Annotated in this window: 19 protein-coding genes; 13 read left to right on the top strand and 6 right to left on the bottom strand. The window is 64.5% G+C overall.

What is annotated here, in order from left to right:
- Nucleotides 1-70: 70 nt before the first annotated feature.
- From BTH42_RS05850 to acs, 3 genes are all read right to left on the bottom strand, one after another.
- Nucleotides 71-2,089, bottom strand: coding sequence for a sodium:solute symporter family protein (locus BTH42_RS05850; RefSeq protein WP_075296755.1), 2,019 nt, complete (start codon nt 2,087-2,089; stop codon nt 71-73).
- Nucleotides 2,090-2,092: 3 nt separating this feature from the next.
- Nucleotides 2,093-2,521: a DUF4212 domain-containing protein gene (locus tag BTH42_RS05845; protein WP_083654668.1), complete on the bottom strand. Its 429-nt coding sequence runs from the start codon at nt 2,519-2,521 to the stop codon at nt 2,093-2,095.
- Between the two features lie 254 nt (nt 2,522-2,775).
- Nucleotides 2,776-4,758 (bottom strand): acetate--CoA ligase, encoded by a 1,983-nt coding sequence (gene acs, locus BTH42_RS05840; protein ID WP_075297005.1) that lies wholly within the window; start codon nt 4,756-4,758, stop codon nt 2,776-2,778.
- A gap of 365 nt (nt 4,759-5,123) precedes the next feature.
- Between acs and BTH42_RS05835 the strand changes: the two genes are divergently transcribed.
- The 9 genes from BTH42_RS05835 (at nt 5,124) to BTH42_RS05795 (ending at nt 12,943) form a co-directional block, all read left to right on the top strand.
- Nucleotides 5,124-6,026: a DMT family transporter gene (locus tag BTH42_RS05835; RefSeq protein ID WP_075296740.1), complete on the top strand. Its 903-nt coding sequence runs from the start codon at nt 5,124-5,126 to the stop codon at nt 6,024-6,026.
- A gap of 305 nt (nt 6,027-6,331) precedes the next feature.
- On the top strand, nt 6,332-6,901 hold the full coding sequence (locus tag BTH42_RS05830; protein ID WP_218641991.1) for a TIGR00645 family protein: 570 nt from the start codon (nt 6,332-6,334) through the stop codon (nt 6,899-6,901).
- Between the two features lie 51 nt (nt 6,902-6,952).
- Complete coding sequence (locus BTH42_RS05825; RefSeq protein WP_075296736.1) at nt 6,953-8,476, top strand: fumarate hydratase; 1,524 nt, start codon at nt 6,953-6,955, stop codon at nt 8,474-8,476.
- A 202-nt stretch (nt 8,477-8,678) separates the two neighbouring features.
- Entirely contained in the window at nt 8,679-9,158 is a 480-nt protein-coding gene (gene bfr, locus BTH42_RS05820; RefSeq protein WP_075296734.1) for a bacterioferritin, read from the top strand.
- 182 nt (nt 9,159-9,340) lie between these two features.
- Nucleotides 9,341-10,228: a glutamate racemase gene (gene murI, locus BTH42_RS05815; RefSeq protein WP_075296732.1), complete on the top strand. Its 888-nt coding sequence runs from the start codon at nt 9,341-9,343 to the stop codon at nt 10,226-10,228.
- A 211-nt stretch (nt 10,229-10,439) separates the two neighbouring features.
- Nucleotides 10,440-10,697, top strand: a complete 258-nt coding sequence (locus tag BTH42_RS05810) for a bacterioferritin-associated ferredoxin (RefSeq protein ID WP_075296730.1) — start codon at nt 10,440-10,442, stop codon at nt 10,695-10,697.
- 317 nt (nt 10,698-11,014) lie between these two features.
- The gene (locus BTH42_RS05805; protein WP_075296728.1) at nt 11,015-11,752 is read left to right on the top strand and encodes an energy transducer TonB; all 738 of its coding nucleotides are present in this window, start codon (nt 11,015-11,017) and stop codon (nt 11,750-11,752) included.
- A gap of 26 nt (nt 11,753-11,778) precedes the next feature.
- Nucleotides 11,779-12,507: a MotA/TolQ/ExbB proton channel family protein gene (locus BTH42_RS05800; RefSeq protein ID WP_075296726.1), complete on the top strand. Its 729-nt coding sequence runs from the start codon at nt 11,779-11,781 to the stop codon at nt 12,505-12,507.
- 16 nt (nt 12,508-12,523) lie between these two features.
- The gene (locus BTH42_RS05795) at nt 12,524-12,943 is read left to right on the top strand and encodes a biopolymer transporter ExbD (RefSeq protein ID WP_075296724.1); all 420 of its coding nucleotides are present in this window, start codon (nt 12,524-12,526) and stop codon (nt 12,941-12,943) included.
- A gap of 419 nt (nt 12,944-13,362) precedes the next feature.
- On the opposite strand, the gene BTH42_RS05790 is transcribed toward BTH42_RS05795, so the two are convergent.
- Nucleotides 13,363-14,370, bottom strand: coding sequence for a LysR family transcriptional regulator (locus BTH42_RS05790; RefSeq protein WP_075296722.1), 1,008 nt, complete (start codon nt 14,368-14,370; stop codon nt 13,363-13,365).
- A 122-nt stretch (nt 14,371-14,492) separates the two neighbouring features.
- Between BTH42_RS05790 and BTH42_RS05785 the strand changes: the two genes are divergently transcribed.
- From BTH42_RS05785 to hemP, 4 genes are all read left to right on the top strand, one after another.
- Entirely contained in the window at nt 14,493-15,371 is an 879-nt protein-coding gene (locus BTH42_RS05785) for a pirin family protein (RefSeq protein WP_075296720.1), read from the top strand.
- Between the two features lie 180 nt (nt 15,372-15,551).
- Nucleotides 15,552-15,950 carry an OsmC family protein gene (locus BTH42_RS05780; protein ID WP_075296718.1) on the top strand — a complete coding sequence of 133 codons (399 nt, stop codon included), beginning with the start codon at nt 15,552-15,554 and terminating at the stop codon, nt 15,948-15,950.
- An 83-nt stretch (nt 15,951-16,033) separates the two neighbouring features.
- A complete protein-coding gene (locus BTH42_RS05775) occupies nt 16,034-16,516 on the top strand; it encodes an SRPBCC family protein (protein WP_075296716.1) in 483 nt (160 codons plus the stop codon).
- 189 nt (nt 16,517-16,705) lie between these two features.
- Nucleotides 16,706-16,963, top strand: coding sequence for a hemin uptake protein HemP (gene hemP, locus BTH42_RS05770; RefSeq protein ID WP_075296715.1), 258 nt, complete (start codon nt 16,706-16,708; stop codon nt 16,961-16,963).
- A gap of 346 nt (nt 16,964-17,309) precedes the next feature.
- Here hemP and BTH42_RS05765 read toward each other — a convergent pair whose 3' ends face one another.
- Complete coding sequence (locus BTH42_RS05765) at nt 17,310-18,719, bottom strand: 4Fe-4S binding protein (RefSeq protein WP_075296713.1); 1,410 nt, start codon at nt 18,717-18,719, stop codon at nt 17,310-17,312.
- Nucleotides 18,716-19,561 (bottom strand): FTR1 family protein, encoded by an 846-nt coding sequence (locus tag BTH42_RS05760; protein ID WP_075296711.1) that lies wholly within the window; start codon nt 19,559-19,561, stop codon nt 18,716-18,718. Before BTH42_RS05760 ends, BTH42_RS05765 begins: the two co-directional genes overlap by 4 nt.
- Nucleotides 19,562-19,600: the final 39 nt, after the last annotated feature.

The raw sequence follows: 19,600 nt of genomic DNA, 5'->3' as shown, positions 1-19,600 counted from the left end.
TCGCAAAAAATCCCCGTATGGTCAACGACTTACGGGGATTTTTGTTTTGGTCGCGGCATTCCCGGCGCCCCTACGGATGCCGAATATAATCCACCAGCGCCATCGTATAAGCATCCGCCTTCCGATCGAACAGACTCACCCCGATCGCAACCAGAAACCCCGCCGGCACCCCGAACACTCCTGAACTGATCGGCTCGATCCCGAACCAGCGCGGCCCCGTGAAACCCGTCATCTGCGTAAAGAACGGATACGTCGACACGATGTAGTAGATACACACGACCAGCCCCGCGACCATCCCCGCCACCGCGCCGAGCCGCGTCGTTCGCTTCCAGAACACGCCGAGCACCAGCACCGGAAACAGACTCGACGCCGCCAGCGAAAACGCCGCGCCGACCAGAAACAGAATGTTCCCGGTATTCAGCGACGCGACATACGACGCAAACAGCGCCACCCCCAGCAGCAGAATCTTCGAGATCGTCACGCGCCGCTGACTCGACGCATTCGGATCGACCATGTGGTAGTACACGTCGTGCGATAGCGCATTGGCAATCGTCAGCAACAACCCGTCCGCGGTCGACAGCGCCGCCGCCAACGCCCCCGCCGCGATCAGCCCCGACATCACATACGGCAGCCCCGCGATCTCGGGCGCCGCGAGCACCACCATATCCGGCTGCATCTGGATCTCGCTCCAGCGCACGATGCCGTCGCCATTGGTATCGGCGAGGCTGATCAGGCTCGGCTCGACCTTGCGCCATTGCATCAGCCATTGCGGCAGATCGGCGAAGTGATGACCGACCAGGTTGGTCAGAATCTCGAACTTGATCAGCACCGCCAGCACCGGCACCGTCAGATAGAACAGCGCGACGAAAAACAGCGTCCAGCCGACCGAGCGACGCGCGGACGCGACCGAGGTCGTCGTGTTATAGCGCGTCAGGATGTGCGGCAGGCTCGCGGTACCAAGCGACAGACACAGCAGCAGCGACAGGAAATTGCGCGTATGGGTGCTGCGGTCTTCGTCGCCGACCGCGGGGAACGGCTCGTGCATCGGCACCGGCGCGGTCGCGCGCATCAGCATCTCGTCGCGCTGCTGGGTCCAGACGATCTGCGCGGCCGACGCATCGTGCGGAAACTGTTCGAGCGCGCGCTCGCGTTCCTTGATCTCGCGCAACGGGCCGTTGTGGCGGCGCAGATCGGCGACTTCAGTAGTGAGACGCTGCTTCTGATCGACGTACGATTGCGGCAACGTATCGATGCGCATCTGCATCAGCGCGGCGCGGCGTCGATAGTCGTCACGCACGCGCTCCTCGAGCGGCGCGTCGCGCACCTGCTTTTCGAGCGCTTCCATGCGCTCCATCAGGCGGCCGTAATTGAGTTGCGGCACCCAGCCGAGACCGTCCTTGTGCGCGATCATCGATACAGGGATCAGAATCGCCGCGATCAGGATGATGTACTGCGCGACCTGGGTCCACGTAACCGCGCGCATGCCGCCGAGAAACGAACACACGAGAATCCCCGCGAGCCCGCAGAAAATCCCGATCGCGAAATCGACGCCGATAAAGCGCGTCGCGATCAGCCCGACGCCCTGGATCTGCGCGACCAGATAGACGAACGAGCACAGGATCGCGGCCAGCGCGGCGAGCCCGCGCACCGCGTTGCTCGAAAAGCGCGTGCCGAGAAAATCGGGAATCGTGTAGCGCGCGAGCTTGCGCACGTACGGCGCGAGCAGGAACGCGACGAGGCAATAGCCGCCGGTCCAGCCCATCAGATACGCGAGGCCGTCGTAGCCGGTCACGTAGATCGACCCGGCGAGGCCGATAAACGACGCGGCCGACAACCAGTCCGCCGCGGTCGCCATCCCATTGAACGCCGACGGCACGCGCCGCCCGGCCACGTAGTATTCGACGAGATCGGAGGTACGCGACAGCACGCCGATCACCGCGTACACCGCGATCGGCACGAACAGGAACACATAGCCGATCCACACCCCAGGTCCGGTGCTGCGCTCGATGCGCCACATCACATAGACGAACAGCAGGAAGCCGAGCGTATAGAACGCGTATGAGCGGATCAGCCGATGCGTGAGCTTCATCGGTCAGCGTCCGCGCGCGGACTGCGCGCCGGCATCGACGTTGCCGGCTATCGTCGAATCCGCCACGGTGGAGCCGCTGCCATCGGCTGCCGCGTCGCGCGGCGCATCCGCTTCGAACGCGCGCTGCAACTGCCGGTCGGCGCGCTGCATTAGCACGATATAGACGACGATCAACGCGAGGTAGATCAGGATCGCGCCCTGCGCGCCGAAATAGAACGGCAGCCTGAAGCCGCCGATCCGTATCGGATCGAGCGACGGCGCCAGCAGCGGCACGACGAACGACACGATGAAGCCGATCGTCATCAACGTCGCGATCAGCGCGAGATTGAAACGCCAGTACTTGCGATGCGCGAGCGCCATCGCCGCCGAGACCGGAGGCGGTTCGGGCGCGGGGTTCAACGTAGCGCGGGAGGAAGGATGAGGCGCGGCCATGCGCCTATTTATCAAAAAGACCTCGGGCAGGCAATCGGGATTGTCCGCGCGCAGCCGGATGAGCGAGGTCTTGGTAAGGCCTTGCGGCACACGATAACGAAGGCCATGCAGAGTGCCGTGCGGCAGGCATTGAAGCGGCCCGGGTGAAATGGGCCGCTTGCAACAGCGACCTGTTCACGCCGGCCATCCGCACGAGAGGCCTGACCCAGCGCCTCTCCTCGAAGTACTCAAAGCACCCGAAGCGTTCGGCGCACTTACAGCGATTCGCCGAGCTGATCGAGAATCGCCGGGTTCTCCAGCGTCGACACGTCCTGCGTGATCGCCTCACCCTTCGCGAGCGAACGCAGCAGGCGGCGCATGATCTTGCCCGAACGCGTCTTCGGCAGGTTCTCGCCGAAACGGATGTCCTTCGGCTTCGCGATCGGACCGATCTCTTTACCGACCCAGTTGCGCAACTCGTTCGCGAGCTTCACCGCTTCTTCGCCGTGCGGACGCGCGCGCTTGAGCACGACGAACGCGCACACCGCTTCACCGGTGGTCGCATCCGGCCGCCCCACCACCGCGGCCTCGGCGACGAGCGGATTGGCGACCAGCGCCGATTCGATTTCCATCGTGCCGAGCCGGTGACCCGACACGTTCAGCACGTCGTCGATCCGGCCCATGATCGTGAAGTAGCCGGTCTCCTTGTCGCGCACCGCGCCGTCGCCGGCGAGATACAGCCTGCCGCCGAGTTCTTCGGGGAAGTAGCTCTTCTTGTAGCGATCCGGATCGCCCCACACGTTGCGCAGCATCGCCGGCCACGGACGCTTGACCACCAGAATCCCGCCCTGCCCGTTCGGCACGTCCTGTCCGGTTTCGTCGACGACCGCGGCCATGATGCCCGGCAGCGGCAGCGTGCACGAACCCGGCACGAGCGGCGTCGCACCCGGCATCGGCGCGATCATGTGGCCGCCGGTTTCGGTTTGCCACCACGTATCGACGATCGGGCAGCGGCTGCCGCCGACGTTCTCGTAGTACCACACCCACGCTTCCGGATTGATCGGCTCGCCGACCGTGCCGATGATGCGCAGCGTCGACAGGTCGTAGCTCTTCGGATGCACTTTCGCGTCGGCCTCGGAGGCCTTGATCAGCGAACGGATCGCGGTCGGCGCGGTGTAGAACAGCGTGACCTTGTGCTTGGCGATCATCTGCCAGAAGCGGCCGGCGTCCGGATAGGTCGGCACGCCTTCGAACACGACCTGGGTGCCGCCGAGCGTCAGCGGACCATACGTGATGTAGCTATGGCCGGTGATCCAGCCGATGTCGGCGGTACACCAGAACACGTCGGAGGGCCGCCAGTCGAAGGTCCACTTGAGCGTTTGCGCGGCCCACAGCAGATAGCCGCCGGTGCTGTGCTGCACGCCCTTCGGCTTGCCGGTCGAACCGGACGTGTAGAGGATGAAGAGCGGATGCTCGGCGTCGACCCACTCGGGCGCGCATTGATCCGATTCGCCCTGCGTGATCTCGTGCATCCACAGGTCGAAGCCTTTGTTCCACGCGACCTTGCCGCCGGTGCGGCGATACACGATCACACTCCTGACCTTCTCGCAGCCGCCGAGCGCGAGCGCTTCGTCGGCGATGTTCTTCAGCGGCAGCGCCTTGCCGCCGCGCATCTGTTCGTCCGACGTGATCAGCGCGACCGCGCCGACGTCGACCAGCCGTTCGTTCAGCGACTTCGACGAGAAGCCGCCGAACACCACCGAGTGGGTCGCGCCGATCCGCGCGCAAGCCTGCATCGCGACGATCCCTTCGATCGACATCGGCATATAGATGACGACCGGATCGCCCTTCTTCACGCCGCGCTTTTTCAGCGCGTTCGCGAAACGCGACACGCGTTGCAGCAGATCCTGATAGGTGACGTTGGTGACGGTGCCGTCGTCGGCTTCGAACACGATCGCGACGCGCCCGCCGTTGCCGGCCTCGACGTGACGGTCGATGCTGTTATACGACGCGTTCAGCTGACCGTCTTCGAACCACGTGTAGAACGGCGCCTTCGATTCGTCGAGCACCTTCGTGAATGGCTTGTGCCAGCTGAGCGTCTCGTTCGCGAGACGTCCCCAGAAGCCTTCGTAATCGCGCTCCGCTTCGGCGGCAAGCGCCCGGTACGCGTCCATGCCGGAGATCGTGGCGCCGTTCGCCGTGGCGGCGGAGGGCGGAAAAACGCGGCGTTCCTGAAGAACCGATTCAATCGCAGACATCGACAACCCCTTGGTGAAGATGAAACGTAAAACCTGGCCGGCGCGCGCTGCGCGTGCGCCTTATCGTGTGCGCGCCGCTCGTGCGCGAGCGGCGCTGTCTCCCACCTCGCGACGCCGCCCGACCGGGTCATGCGGCGTCGCAACATCCGTACACGCCGCGCGAACCGGCAGTGCGGTCCGCGCAGCATATTCAAACTCATGTTCAAACATAAGCGGTGCAACTTACCGGCCACTTACGTAGCGCGGCTCGCCGCCCCAGCGAAAACCCTTAGAGCGCGCGGCCTGCCGCACACCCGCGGCGCGCCCTTACGCCGCCCGGCACGGCCTCTTACAATGCTAACTGAACTAGCCGTCCGGATTCCAGCTTGAATCGTTACGCCCTGCTCCTCATTACCTCGATGCTGCTCGTCGGCAGCAATGTCGGAATCGGTAAATCGATCGTCGCCTTCGTCCCCGTCCCGCTGTTCGCGCTCCTGCGTTTCGTGATCGCGATGGCCGTGCTGTGGCCGCTGTTGCGCATCGCCAAACTGCGCCGCGTCAAACGCGACGAATGGATCAACCTGTTTTTACAGGCGCTGTTCGGCACCTTCGGCTTCACGCTGCTGATGCTCAACGGCGTCGCCCGCACCAGCGCGGTCGCGGCCGGCGTGATCACCAGCACGATTCCGGCGGTGGTCGCGCTGCTGTCGTGGCTGATTCTCAAGGAGCGCCCGGATGGCCGCGCGCTCGCGTCGATCGGACTGGCGATCGCCGGCGTGGTCGTGATCAATCTCGCGCATAGCGGGCAAGATGCGAGCGCCGCGGCCGGCGCGAGTTCGCTCGCCGGCAATCTGATGGTGCTCGGCGCGGTGGGCTGCGAGTCGCTCTATATCATCCTGTCGCGCCGTCTCACGCAAACGCTCGCGCCGATCGACATCTGCGCATACACGCACCTGTTCGGCCTGCTGCTGATGCTGCCGCTCGGCGCCGGCGCGCTCGCGCAGTTCGACTATCGCGCGGTGCCGTCGAGCGTGTGGATGCTGGTGCTGTGGTACGGGCTGTCGGCCAGCATCTTCTCGTTCTGGCTGTGGATGAAAGGCATCCGCCACGTGCCGGGCAGTCTCGCCGGCGTGTTCAGCGCGGTGTTGCCGGTCGCCGCCGCGCTCTACGGGATCGTCTTTCTCGGCGAGCGGCCCACGCTCGCGCACGGCATCGCGCTCGCCTGCGTGGTCGCCGGCATCGGGCTCGCGAGCCTGAAGGCGCGGCGCGTGCCGCCGGTCGCGTCGTGAGCCGGCCGGGCATTGCGCCCGCGCTTGCCGGCCGCCCGGCAGCATTTTCGACCGACGCTGTACAATAGCGCGCCTGACGCGAGCCGCGCGGCCCACGGTGGCCGCGAGCCGCAGCGTCGTCGGCGCCGGGTTTGCGTGTCGGATACGCAGTCGAGCAGCGTGCTCGCGCGGTCGACCGATCCATTCCCGCCGCGTGCCCGTTCCACGCGCCGCCGGCGCGTTGGCCCACGTTCCGTCATCCGCGCTTCATCAAACCGTTGCCTATGTCCGCTTCGCGACCCACCGCCGCCCGTCCGCGCCGCCCGATGCGCGTGCTCCCCAATCTCATATTCATGAGCCGCTGGCTCCAGGTGCCGCTCTATCTCGGCCTGATCGTCGCGCAGGGCGTCTATGTGGTGCTGTTCCTGAAGGAAGTCTGGCATCTGGTCGCCGACTCGATGAAGCTCGACGAGACCAACATCATGCTGGTCGTGCTCGGCCTTATCGACGTGGTGATGATCTCGAACCTGCTGATCATGGTGATCATCGGCGGGTATGAAACATTCGTGTCGCGGCTCGGCCTCGACGGCCATCCGGACGAACCGGAATGGCTCGATCACGTGAACGCCGGCGTGCTGAAAGTGAAGCTTTCCATGGCGCTGATCAGCATTTCGTCGATCCATCTGCTGAAGACCTTCATCAGCCCCGACCAGAATTCGACCCACACGATCATGTGGCAGGTGATCATCCACGTCGCCTTCCTCGTGTCCGCACTGGTGATGGCGCTGGTCGATCGTCTGACCACGCACACGCATCCGAAACATTTCGAAGAGCCCGCGCAGCTGCATGCCGTGGGCGGCATCAAAGGTTCCACTCCCCTGAAGGCGCAAGACTGACCGCACCGCGCTGCGATCCGATTACAAGCGCCACTCCCCACTGAGCTAGCCATGACCGTCATCAAACAGGAAGACCTGATTCAGAGCATCGCTGATTCGCTGCAGTACATCAGCTATTACCATCCGCTCGACTACATCGAGGCCCTCGGCCGCGCGTACGAACTCGAACAGAGCCCGGCCGCGAAGGACGCGATCGCACAGATCCTGACCAACAGCCGTATGTGCGCCGAAGGCAAGCGCCCGATCTGCCAGGACACCGGCATCGTCACGGTGTTCGTCAAGGTCGGTATGGACGTGCGCTGGGACGGCGCGACGATGAGCGTGACCGACATGATCAACGAAGGCGTGCGCCGCGGTTATCTGAACCCGGACAACGTGCTGCGCGCATCGATCGTGAGCCCGCCGGAAGGCGCGCGCAAGAACACCAGGGACAACACGCCGGCCGTGATCCACTACGAGATCGTGCCGGGCGACAAGGTCGACGTGCAGGTCGCGGCGAAGGGCGGCGGCTCGGAAAACAAGTCGAAGTTCGCGATGCTGAATCCGTCGGATTCGATCGTCGACTGGATCCTGAAGACCGTGCCGACGATGGGCGCCGGCTGGTGCCCGCCGGGGATGCTCGGCATCGGTATCGGCGGCACCGCTGAAAAAGCGATGGTGATGGCGAAGGAATCGCTGATGGATCCGATCGACATTCAGGACGTGATCGCTCGCGGCCCGCAGGACTGGATCGAAGAGCTGCGCGTCGAACTGCACGAGAAGGTCAACGCGCTCGGCATCGGCGCGCAGGGCCTCGGCGGTTTGTCGACCGTGCTCGACGTGAAGATCATGGCCGCGCCGACGCACGCCGCGTCGAAGCCGGTCGCGATCATCCCGAACTGCGCGGCGACCCGCCACGCGCACTTCACGCTCGACGGCTCGGGCGTCGCCAAGCTCGAAGCGCCGTCGCTCGACGCATGGCCGAAGGTGCACTGGGAACCGAACACGGAAACCAGCCAGCGCGTCGATCTGAACACGCTGACGCCGGAACAGGTCGCGAACTGGAAGCCGGGCCAGACGCTGCTGCTGTCGGGCAAGATGTTGACGGGCCGCGACGCCGCGCACAAGCGCATCGCGGACATGCTCGCGAAGGGCGAAAAGCTGCCGGTCGATTTCACTAACCGCGTGATCTACTACGTCGGCCCGGTCGACCCGGTGCGTGACGAGGCAGTCGGCCCGGCAGGCCCGACCACCGCGACGCGGATGGACAAGTTCACCGAGACGATGCTCGCGCAAACGGGTCTCATTTCGATGATCGGCAAGGCCGAGCGCGGCCCGGTCGCGATCGAGGCGATCAAGAAGCACAAGGCCGCGTATCTGATGGCCGTCGGCGGCGCCGCGTATCTGGTGTCGAAGGCGATCCGCAGCGCGAAGGTGCTCGCGTTCGAAGACCTCGGCATGGAAGCCATTTACGAGTTCGACGTGCAGGACATGCCGGTAACGGTGGCCGTCGATTCGACCGGTACCTCGGTGCACCAGACCGGCCCGAAGGAATGGCAGGCGAAGATCGGCAAGATTCCGGTCGCGACCGCCTGATAGATGGCTAAAGCCTGATCGAGCCTGTTAGCGATTAGCAGGAACAGAAGCCGGGGCCGCGGTCCCGGCTTTTTATTGCCTGTGCCAGGCACGCATACCCTATTGGCGAACAATGCCAAAAGTTGTGTCGGCTTCCTTGGCTTTTTCAGGTAGGGCGTTTATTGTTGTTGGAAATTTCAGGGTCCCCAAAAAGGAAATAAACATGCAAGGCGACAAGAAAGTCATCGAATATCTGAACGCGCAGCTGAAGAACGAGCTGACGGCTATCAACCAGTACTTCCTGCACGCGCGGATGTACCGTCACTGGGGCCTCGAAAAGCTCGGCAAGCACGAATACGACGAGTCGATCGGCGAAATGAAGCATGCCGACATGCTGATCGAACGCGTTTTCATGCTCGACGGTCTGCCGAATCTGCAGGATCTGCACAAGCTGCTGATCGGTGAGGAAACCAAAGAAATTCTCGAATGCGATCTGAAGCTCGAACAGATTTCGCAAAGCACCTGCAAGGAAGCGATTGCGTATTGCGAATCAGTTCGCGATTACATTTCGCGTGAAATCTTTACGACGATTCTCGACGACACCGAAGAACATATCGACTGGCTCGAAACGCAGATCGATCTGATCGGCAAGATCGGTATCCAGAACTATCAGCAAAGCGCGATGGGTTCGGTCGAAGCCTGAGCGAATCACGCTGCACATTCACGCGCGGGCGGCTCGGCAACACGTTGAGCCGCGAGCGTAGCGCCACCGCCACGTGCGCTACGGATTCGCGCTAAAGCGCGCCGCGCCGGCGATATACTTGCGCACCTTCCGGATTTCCCCGCTCGTTGCGGTTCGCCGCGCCGCGGACGTTTTCTTCTCCTATGCCTGCCCAATCGCCCTCCCCGACTGCCTTCGGTCTTGCCGCTGACGCCGCGTCGCAGGCGCCGATCGGTATTTTCGATTCGGGGCTCGGCGGTCTGTCGGTATTGCGCGCGGTGCGCGCGCAATTGCCCGACGAGGCGCTGCTGTACGTCGCCGACTCGCTGTATGCGCCGTACGGCGAACGCGACGACGACTTCATCACCGACCGCACGCTCGCGATCGGCGAATGGCTGGCCGCCCAGGGCGCGAAGGCGCTGGTGGTCGCGTGCAACACCGCGACCGCGCAGTCAATCGCGTACGTGCGCGAAAAGCTCCCTATTCCCCTCGTCGGCGTCGAGCCGGGCGTTAAACCGGCCGCGTTGCAGTCGAAAAGCCGCGTCGCCGGCGTGCTCGCGACTCAGGCCACGCTGCGCAGCGCCCGGTTTCAGGGGCTGCTCGAACGCTATGCCGCCGACTGCCGCTTCCTGTGCCAGCCCGGCCACGGCCTCGTGCAGGCGGTCGAGCGTTGCGACGTCGGCTCGGCCGAACTGCGCGCGCTGCTGCGCGGCTATCTCGAACCGATGCTCGAAGCCGGCGCCGACACGCTGGTGCTCGGCTGCACCCACTATCCGTTCCTCGATGCGGCGATTCGCGACATCGTCGGCGAGCGGCTCGCGCTGATCGACACCAGCGTGGCGATCGCACGTCAGCTCGAACGCGTACTCGAGCAGCACGGCCTGCGCGCCGCCGCGCCGGCAGCCGCCACGCCGCTACCACGCTTCTATTCCACCGACGACGGCCTCCACCAGCAACAACTCGCCGCGACGCTGCTGCAGATCGATGCGGCGGTCGAACAGGTGCTGATCCCGTCGCGCCGCACGGCCGCTCCGGACTCGCGCGCGGCCTGACCGGCGCAGTCGCCGTCAGCCCCGCAGAGCGGGCGGGAGCCCGCCTCCCGGGCGATTTGCAGCCTCGTCCCGCGCCCGCCCACGTCCCTTCCCTCCGACGAAACCCCTTCTAAGAGTCTGGTTTTGTTACAAAAAATCGTAGGGGGTGCTTGCCAAACGGCCCAAACAAAATGATAATAATTCGCATTAACGTTAGCTATCACGCCCTGCCATGATTGTCTGTGTCTGCAAATCCGTGTCCGACCGCACAATCCGCTCCTCGATTGCGGACGGCATCGATTCATTCGACGAGTTGCAGTTCGAGCTCGGTGTCGCCTCCTGCTGCGGCAAGTGCGAGGAATCCGTACGCGACGTCATGTTGCAAAGCGGCGTGTGCGCGAGCCGTTGCGGTGTCGGGATCGAGCACCAGCATGTGCAGACCGTCGCCCAGGTCGTGCAGGTAACGTTCTACGAGCGCAAGGCAGCCTGAGTAGGCTCGACGGGCGCGCGGGCCCTACCCGCTGCGTCCACGCGCCTCTTACGCCAGATGTACATTTAATGTAGCGTTTAATGCGATTTTGAATGTGCCGCGGACGTGCAACCTATCCGCGGTACAACTGCTTCATCCACTGCCGTCAGCAAGCCAGTATCCGTACCAGCCAGCTACCCCGCTCACCCTGAGAAAGGAGTTCGCGATGGAATTGCTGATTGGTTTCGTTACTACCCTGTTCATTTCGCTGCTGATCTTCCGAACATGACGCTGTCCCGCCCGACACGCCGCCCCGGCGCCGTGCTGCCACATTGACCATGCAGGCACCACAACCCGTAACCGCCGGCGCCCCGCTGGCTTCGTCCACCCGACCGGATTCGCGCACGTTGACCGCCATTGCGGCGGTCGCGGCGATTCACGTCGCGCTGCTCGCGGTCATCATGACGCTGCGTCAGGAGCCGGCCCAGCCGGCGATCGAGTCGCATGTGATGACGGCCGAGTTGCTGCCGCCGGCGCCGCTCGCCGCGCCGGTCGCGCTGCAATCGATCGCGCCGCCGCCGCCCCAGCCGACGCCGCCGGTCCAAACGAAGCCGAAGGTCCAGCCAAAGCCCAAGCCAACGCCCAAACCGACGCCGACCCCGTTGCCGCAAGCGGCCGCGCCGTCGCCGACGCCGGTCGAGGCCGCCGATCCCACGCCGCCCGCGCCCGCCGCTCCGGCGGCGCCGCCCGCCGCCGCGGCTCCCGCGATCGGCCGGCAGACAATGGAAATCAGCGCGCCGAAGAACGTTTCGCACGTCGAATGCAATATCGCTCAACCGGACTACCCGGCGCTGTCGCGGCGCCGCGGCGAGACCGGCACCGCGTATGTACGCTTCGTGATCGGCTTGAGCGGCAAGCTCGAAGAGATCGCGTTGAAGAAGAGCAGCGGCTCCAGCCGTCTCGACGACGCCGCGCTCGCCGCGGTGCACGCGAGCGCCTGCAAGCCTTATCTCGAGAACGGCCAGCCGGTCAGGGCCGCATATACCCAGCCTTTCAACTTCAATCTGACCGATTGAAGCAGATTTCAAAACAAGGAATTGCAATGCAAAACTACGGATTGGCGCACGTGTGGGCGCAAGGGGATTTCGTGACGCGCGGTATCGCGCTCGCGCTGTTGGTGATGTCGGTGATGTCGTGGAGCGTGATCGTCGTCAAAGGCTGGAACGTGATGCGTCTGAAGCGTCTGACGAAGAACGCCGAGCAGGCGTTCTGGCATTCGGACGATCTCGCCGACGGCGTGAAGAAGCTCGGCGGCGGCGCATCGACGCCGCAGGACAACCCGTTCCTCGCGCTCGCGCTGTCGGGCCAGGAAGCGGCCGACCATCATCACCAGACGCAACCGCATCTGCACGACCGCATGGACGTGTCGGACTGGGTCACGCGCTGCCTGAAGGACACGATGGACGAGAGCGTCGCGCGCATGCAGAGCGGCCTCGCGATTCTCGCGTCGATCGGCAGCACCGCGCCGTTCGTCGGACTGTTCGGCACGGTGTGGGGCATCTATCACGCGCTGCTCGCAATCGGCGCGAGCGGCCAGTCGTCGATCGATCAGGTCGCCGGCCCGGTCGGCGAGGCGCTGATCATGACCGCGTTCGGTCTGTTCGTCGCGATTCCCGCGGTGCTCGGCTATAACGCGCTGACCCGCGCCAACAAGGCGATCGTCGCGAAGCTGAGCCGCTTCGCGCACGGTCTGCATGCGTTCTTCGTGACGGGCGCGCGTCTGTCGTCCTCCAAGCGCGACGGTCTGCGTCTCGCGACCCGCGCCAACTGATCGACGAGGCATTCCGATGGCAATGAGCCCTTTTGCCGGAGACGATGACGACGGCCTGATGAACGAGATCAACATGACGCCGCTCGTCGACGTGATGCTGGTTCTGCTGATCGTGTTCATGGTGACGATTCCGGTGATCCGTCACGCGGTCAAGATCGATCTCCCGCACGCAAGCAGTCAGAAGGAAGACACCAAGCCCGCGCAGGTCACGGTTTCGATCGACGCGGACGGCAACGTCCTGTGGGACAAAGACAAGGTCGACGACGCGGCGCTCGCGGCGAAGATCGCGCAGGCCGCGCAGGCGAGCCCGCAGCCGGAACTGCATCTCGACGCGGACCGCAAGGTGCCGTACGAGAAGGTCGCGCAGGTGATGTCGGCCGCGCAGTCCGGGGGACTGACCAAGATCGGCTTCGTCACGCAGCCGAAGGCGAAGTAACGCGCGCCTGCTGCAAACGCACGCCGGGCCCTTTGAACCGGGCCCAAAAAGTAAAAGGCCTTCATCCTCGGATGAAGGCCTTTTTTTGTGCGCACTCGGCGCCTTCGGGCGGCGGGGTCATTTGCCATCGGCCGAAGACTGATAGCTCGTACCCCCGCATGCGACGGCCGTGGTCGACACGGACAGCGCGGTCAGCCCTATCAGGCTCGCTATGATAGCGGCCATGAGTTTTCGCATAGGAGGCTCCTTAGCGAAAGGGATTTCAATATATGCCTGTGCGCGTACGCATTCAAGCAAACGGCCATTGAAAGTAATCATGACAGGCCGCGCTTAAATGCTAAAAACGATTTGCGCCGCGCGCGACCGCGATGCGGCTACGCGCAGACGGCTTGGGGCGAATGATCGGTTGAGCGGATTGCTTACGAAGCCACCGCGGACGTCGCCGCCTTCCTGACCGATGCCCCCGGCGCCTCCCCCTTTTCATCGCGCACCGGACACTCGCGCATGATGTGCGTGCCTTGATCCGGATCGAGCATCTCGACCAGATAGTCGACGAACGCGCGCACCGCCGGCACCATCCCCTGGCGCGACACGAACACCGCGTACAACTGCGGGGTCGGAAAACTCCAGCCCGGCATCACCGGCGACAACTTCCCCACCCTCAACGCGGCGCCATACATCATCTCCGGCAACGCGGCGATACCGACGCCGGCCAGCACCGCTTCGCGGATCGTCATCAGGTCGGCGGTGACGAGACGCGGTTCGTGTTCATGCGCGTGACGCGTGCCGTCGGGCGAGATCAGGTTGTACACGTGACGGCCGTCGCCGGTCGGCACGTCGAGGGTTTCGAAGCGGTTCAGATCGGCGGGCGTGAGCGGCGGCGCATTCTGCTGCAAGAGGCTCGGCGCGCCGACCAGCATCTGCTCGGTGCGCCACAGCGGCCGCACGACGATGTTGGCGTTTTCCGGCGGATCGGAACGCACGCGCAACGCGACATCGATCGAATCCTCGAACAGGTCGACCACCCGGTTCGTGACCCGCATCACCACGCGCACCTCGGGATAGCGGTGCATGAACTCGGGCAGGATCGTCGACAGGATCGTCTGCGAGATCGTCACCGGCACGCTGACCCGCACCGTACCGCGCGGCGACGAGCGCAGTTGCTGCACCACGTTGACCGCCGCCTGCGCCTCGCTGAGCATCGCCTGACAGTGCTGGTAGAACAGTTGCCCCGCTTCGGTCAGCGCGAGCTTGCGGGTCGAGCGCTGCAACAGCCGCACGCCGAGCGACGCCTCCAGCTCCGTGAGCCGGCGCGACAGACGCGACTTCGAGATGCCCAGCACCCGCTCGGCGGCGGAAAACCCGCCATGTTCGACGACCTGCGAAAAGTACATCAGGTCATTCAGATTATGTGAATCGATCTTCATCTCATCGTTCCATTAACAGAACAATCCATTGCCGATAGGCGGCTGGCACCTCAAAAAACGGTCCCTATAATAGCTCCATGTTTCAAAAATGACGCTATTCCCCATTTTTTAAGGTGATATTGATGAGCACGTCACGCACGATCGAACGCACCTTTCCGTCGGTTCGCACGGTCGAAGGCGGTGGTTTTGTCGTCCACCGTCCGTTTCCGACGCGGCTGTTGATGGACTTCGACCCGTTCCTGCTACTCGATGAAATGGGGCCGGTCGATTACGCGCCGGGCGAAGCGATCGGCGCGCCCGATCATCCGCATCGCGGCTTCGAGACCGTCACCTACGTGCTGGAAGGCCAGTTCGGCCATAAGGATTCGGCCGGCCACTCGGGCACCCTGCGCGCCGGGGATGTGCAATGGATGACCGCCGGCGCGGGCGTCGTGCACAGCGAAATGCCGGACCCGGAATTCACCCGCACCGGCGGCCGCGTGCACGGGTTGCAGCTGTGGGTGAACCTGCCGCGGCGCGACAAGATGATCGCGCCGCGCTATCAGGAGATGCCGTCGGCGAGCATTCCGGTGGCCACCTCCGCGGACGGCAAGGTCCGCGTGAAGGTGATCGCCGGTGAGGCGCTCGGCGTGAAGGCCGCGATCGAAACGCGCACGCCGATCCTGTACCAGCACTTCTCGCTGCAACCGGGCGCGTCGATCCGCCAGCCGGTGCCCGCCGACTATCGGGTGTTCGCGTATGGGCTGTCGGGCCGCGGGCACTACGGAGACGGCGACGCGAGTCGCGCAATCGACGCGCGCCAGATGATCGTGTTCGGCGACGACGGCGACGCGGTGACGCTTACCGCCGGCGACGAGCCGCTGGAAGTGCTGCTGCTCGGCGGTGTGCCGCTGAAGGAGCCGGTGGTCCGCTACGGCCCGTTCGTGATGAACACCGAGGACGAGATCCGCCAGGCGGTGATCGATTATCAGGCCGGGCGGATGGGCGAAATCACGCACTGACCCGCAACGCGCCGCCCAGCGGCCGGTCGGTCGGCCCGGCCAATCCCATCCTTCAAGGCGCGAACGCCGATAAATTCGGTCACAATAACGACTCATGCCGCGCGGCGTGCCCGTCATCGCGACGAGCCACGGCGCGCGGCGCTTCTCATCCCCGTTTCCCGCCCATTCTCAGGAGCGCGCATGGCAGAGTCCACCGTCACCGCCCACATCGGTTCGACGAATTTCCAGGTGATGTTCGACGACGGCAAGCACACGTGGCTCGCCGACGAACCCGAATCGCTAGGCGGCGGCGACCGCGGCCCGACACCCGTCTCGCTGCTGCTGTCGAGCCTCGGCGCATGCACGTCGATCACGCTGAAGATGTACGCGCAGCGCAAAGCGTGGCCGCTCACGGGCGTGCGCGTCAAACTGTCGATCGAGACCGGCGACGCGGGCTCGACGATCGACCGCCAGATCATCCTCGAAGGCGAGCTTTCCGACGAGCAGCGGGAACGGCTATTGCAAATCGCCAATGCGTGCCCGGTCCACAAGATCCTCACGCACACCATTTCGATCCGCTCCGCCCTCGCCGTCGCATGAAACAGCCGGCGCGCGGGCAGGCGGCGAACGCCCGCGCCGACCGGAGCACGGGCATTGCAATATTTTCATAGGACGCAGTCGTCTTGAATTTCGAACACCTCATCCAGATCAACGATCCGTTGAATCCCTTTGTCGACGCGATGACCCGCGAGCAGTTGTGGGAAGGGCTCGTGCTGCGCGCCGAGCAGCCGCAACTGTTCGTGATGGGCCTCGACAGCTGCACGATCCTGTCGCGCGAAGGCAATGTGCTGGAGCGCGAGCTGCACTACGGCCAGGCCACCGTGCGCGATCGCGTGACGCTCGAGCAGAGCCGGAGCGTGCGCTACGACATCCTGCCGACCGCCGATCACGTCGGCGGCTCGCTGACGATGACGATCGAGCAGCCCGACGAGTTGCAGCTGTTCCTGCGTTTCGAATACGCGACCACGCTGCCGGTCTCGACCGATCAGGACGCCGTGCAGACGCAGGAGATCGTCAAGTCCGCGTATCGCGAGAACGACATCGACACGGTGCGGCTGATTCGCCAGTACGTCGCGGCCAAGCAGGAACCGGGACCGTTGCACTGATACTTCGGCGCGGGCACCCTGTTACCCGCGCCGCCTTCGCGGGGCCCTGTTCAAGCGGCCTCCATGATCTTCTCGAGCGCTCCTTTCGCTAGCTATCAGAAGTCGAATCCGATGAATTTCTCGAACTTGTAAATGGGAATAGTTATCATTTAGAATCATTTCATCGAATCGACGAACAAGCACAAACGAATGACCGATCTCACTCGCCCCTCCACGCTCAGCCTGCGCCGCCCGGCGGCCGCGCTGACCAGCCGCCCGAAATCGTCGACGGGCACGCCTGACGCGAAACCCGCTGCGGAGCATAACGGCGGTTCGGCGGAGAAGTCGGAACGGGTCGTGCGCAGCGACGCGCTGCTGCAAGGCCATAGCCACATCAGCATCGTGCATAACGGCGAGACGTACCAGCTGCGGGCCACGCGCCTCGGCAAGCTGATTCTGACGAAGTAAGCAACACGAGTAGTTAGTCGTACCGGGTATTGTGGGGACCACCTCCCAGAGAGGTGTTAGGCATTAGCCAGCCACGACGGCTTGCACGCGAGAACTAGACCCCTTCGTGCAGACACCAAGCCAGCCGTCGCAGCCAGCCAGGCCGCTTTTTTTGGTTCCCACCCGCAGCAGAGGCGCGCGATGGCGTGCATCGCTGACAATCGAAATGAATAAGGCCGTGAGATGTTGCCATCTCACGGCCTTATTGTTTTTCCGGTGCGGTTTCGATCACGCTCTGAGTTGCCACCGAGCGGGTTGTCCCGCCTGGTTCGGCTCGCAGGACAACCCGGCACTCACAAGCACTGCGTTACTTCGACGCCCAGCCCCAGAACATCAGCCACCACGCGCTATTGACGACCGCCAGCGCCGCGACGAACCACAGCATCGTCAGCGCGCGCGGCACGAAGCGCTTGCTGTAGCGGCCGGTGACGAGCCACGCGAGCCACGCGCTCCACGCACTGGCGACCACCAGAATCGCGATGCGCAGATCCGACGCCCACCACAGCGGCACGTGCTCGGCGCGCAGCAACGACAGCGTCGTCGCGGACAGGCCGAGGAACACGCCGGCGCCGGCGATCGGAATCAAGCCCTGGGTCAGATGATGCAGCCGGGTCGCGTTGAAGCGGCCGAGCATGCGCGTCGCGCCGCTCAGCAGCAGCAGCAACGCGGTGCCGTAGACGAGCGCGGTCGCGAGGATGTAGCCGATCAGCAGCGAGCCGTCGAGCCACGAGAACACGTCGTTCTGCTCGGGGTAATGCGTGAACAGGAACCACGGCGCGTTGGTCTCGAGCGGCCACGTGATATCGCGATCGACGAGCCACGTCGCCGCGAACATCTTCAGATCGATGAACCAGCGCGACGCGGTCCAGTGGAACGCGCCGATCGCGATGCCGAGCAGGCCGTACAGGATCAGCGCGGTGTCCCACGGGTTCGCCTTCTGGTCGCCCAGCTGCACGACTTCCGTCGACGGCGTGCGCCAGGTCAACGCGATCGCGTCGCGGTGACCGCTGCAACGGCCGCACATATGGCAGTCCGCGGCGCCCTTCATGTTGCGCAGCGGCACCAGCGGCGCGCAGTTGATCGGAATCACCCGATGCCCATGCTCGCCGTTCTTGTACGAGCGGCGCCACGCGTCTTCGTCGACCTTGAAGTGGAACGGCGCGAGCCGCGCCAGAAGTGAAAAAACCCCGTTCACGGGGCACAGGTATTTGCACCAGACGCGCTTCTCGCGTCCGTACAGCAGACCGATCACGATCGCCGCGAAGGTCGAGCCGCCCAGCACCAGCAGCACCGCCTTCGGATACTGGTAGACGCTGACCATCTGACCGTAGATCGTCGTGATGCCGAACGCGACGAACGGCCAGCCGCCCCAGCGCATCCAGCGCGGAATCGCACGGCCGCGGCCGAACTTGCTGGCGAATTCGGCGAGCGCGCCTTCCGGACACAGCACGCCGCACCAGACCCGCCCGAGCATCACCATCGACAGCAGCACGAACGGCCACCAGATGCCCCAGAACACGAACTGCGCGGCGAGCGTCAGGTTGTTCCACAGATGCGCGGTGTCATCCGGCAGCGGCATCACCGCGGGCACGATGATCAGGAACGCGTACACCGCGACCACGACCCACTGAATGCCGCGGATCAGCGCGCCATGCCGCTGCATCCATTGGCCGGCCGCCGCGAGGCGGCCCGGCCGGGGAGCCATCACGCTGCTCATGCCGCGCGCCCTGCGGTCTGCTGCGCCGGCTTGCGGCTAGCGCGACGCACCAGCAGCCAGACCACCGCCCAATACACCGCGTAGGCCACCAGATTCATCAGCGCCGGATGCGCGCGATAGCCGGTCAGCGTCGCGACGAGCGAGCCGAAGGTGCTCGAATCGTCGAGGATCGCCGACGAATTCCACAGCTGGTCGACCAGCGTCGGCAGGATTTCCTTGTCGATCAGCTTGTCGACGCCGGTCTGGAACAGGCCCGCGCCGAGGAACAGCAGCATGATTTCGGTGACGCGGAAAAAGAGCCGCCACGAGAAGATCTTGCCGCCGAGTTGCAGCACGTAGAAGGTCAGGAACGCGAGCGCGAGGCCGATCGCCACGGCCAGCATCTGGCTGCCGTCGACGTGACCCGACTGGCCGAAGCCGAGACCGTACAGGAAGATCACCGTCTCGCTGCCTTCACGCGCGATCGCCAGTGCGACCAGCACCGCGACGCCCCACCAGTTCGAATCGCGCTGGCTCTTCTGCAGCGACTGTTCCATGTCGCGCTTGAGCGTGCGGCCGTGCTGCTTCATCCACAGCACCATCTGCACGATCAGCACGCAGGCGACCAGCACCATCGCGGTCTGGAAGTAATCCTGAGCGTCGCCGGAAAGGACTTCGGTGAAGCCCACCAGCGCCGCGCCGAGCGCCACCGCCGCGACGATACCGGCCGCCACGCCGCCCCACAGGTACGGCAAGCCGCGGCGCGCGTCGGCGTCGCCATTTTTCAACCACGCGTACAGGATGCCGACGACCAGCAGCGCCTCGACACTTTCCCGCCACACGATGAACAGAATCTGACCCATTGAAGCTCTCCCTTCGATGCCTCTCTTACTACCCACGAA

The organism is Burkholderia sp. SRS-W-2-2016, assembly GCF_001931485.1.
Classification (GTDB): domain Bacteria; phylum Pseudomonadota; class Gammaproteobacteria; order Burkholderiales; family Burkholderiaceae; genus Paraburkholderia.
Note: the sequence above shows the minus strand (reverse complement) of the source record. Positions and strands in the feature narration are given on the sequence as shown.

What these genes read in the sequence shown, in the direction of transcription:
- BTH42_RS05850 (WP_075296755.1), bottom strand. Translation starts at nt 2,089, where the DNA reads ATGAAGCTCACGCATCGGCTGATCCGCTCATACGCGTTCTATACGCTC.
- BTH42_RS05845 (WP_083654668.1), bottom strand. Translation starts at nt 2,521, where the DNA reads ATGGCCGCGCCTCATCCTTCCTCCCGCGCTACGTTGAACCCCGCGCCC.
- acs (WP_075297005.1), bottom strand. Translation starts at nt 4,758, where the DNA reads ATGTCTGCGATTGAATCGGTTCTTCAGGAACGCCGCGTTTTTCCGCCC.
- BTH42_RS05830 (WP_218641991.1), top strand. Translation starts at nt 6,332, where the DNA reads ATGCGCGTGCTCCCCAATCTCATATTCATGAGCCGCTGGCTCCAGGTG.
- BTH42_RS05825 (WP_075296736.1), top strand. Translation starts at nt 6,953, where the DNA reads ATGACCGTCATCAAACAGGAAGACCTGATTCAGAGCATCGCTGATTCG.
- bfr (WP_075296734.1), top strand. Translation starts at nt 8,679, where the DNA reads ATGCAAGGCGACAAGAAAGTCATCGAATATCTGAACGCGCAGCTGAAG.
- murI (WP_075296732.1), top strand. Translation starts at nt 9,341, where the DNA reads ATGCCTGCCCAATCGCCCTCCCCGACTGCCTTCGGTCTTGCCGCTGAC.
- BTH42_RS05810 (WP_075296730.1), top strand. Translation starts at nt 10,440, where the DNA reads ATGATTGTCTGTGTCTGCAAATCCGTGTCCGACCGCACAATCCGCTCC.
- BTH42_RS05805 (WP_075296728.1), top strand. Translation starts at nt 11,015, where the DNA reads ATGCAGGCACCACAACCCGTAACCGCCGGCGCCCCGCTGGCTTCGTCC.
- BTH42_RS05800 (WP_075296726.1), top strand. Translation starts at nt 11,779, where the DNA reads ATGCAAAACTACGGATTGGCGCACGTGTGGGCGCAAGGGGATTTCGTG.
- BTH42_RS05795 (WP_075296724.1), top strand. Translation starts at nt 12,524, where the DNA reads ATGGCAATGAGCCCTTTTGCCGGAGACGATGACGACGGCCTGATGAAC.
- BTH42_RS05790 (WP_075296722.1), bottom strand. Translation starts at nt 14,370, where the DNA reads ATGAAGATCGATTCACATAATCTGAATGACCTGATGTACTTTTCGCAG.
- BTH42_RS05785 (WP_075296720.1), top strand. Translation starts at nt 14,493, where the DNA reads ATGAGCACGTCACGCACGATCGAACGCACCTTTCCGTCGGTTCGCACG.
- BTH42_RS05780 (WP_075296718.1), top strand. Translation starts at nt 15,552, where the DNA reads ATGGCAGAGTCCACCGTCACCGCCCACATCGGTTCGACGAATTTCCAG.
- hemP (WP_075296715.1), top strand. Translation starts at nt 16,706, where the DNA reads ATGACCGATCTCACTCGCCCCTCCACGCTCAGCCTGCGCCGCCCGGCG.
- BTH42_RS05765 (WP_075296713.1), bottom strand. Translation starts at nt 18,719, where the DNA reads ATGAGCAGCGTGATGGCTCCCCGGCCGGGCCGCCTCGCGGCGGCCGGC.
- BTH42_RS05760 (WP_075296711.1), bottom strand. Translation starts at nt 19,561, where the DNA reads ATGGGTCAGATTCTGTTCATCGTGTGGCGGGAAAGTGTCGAGGCGCTG.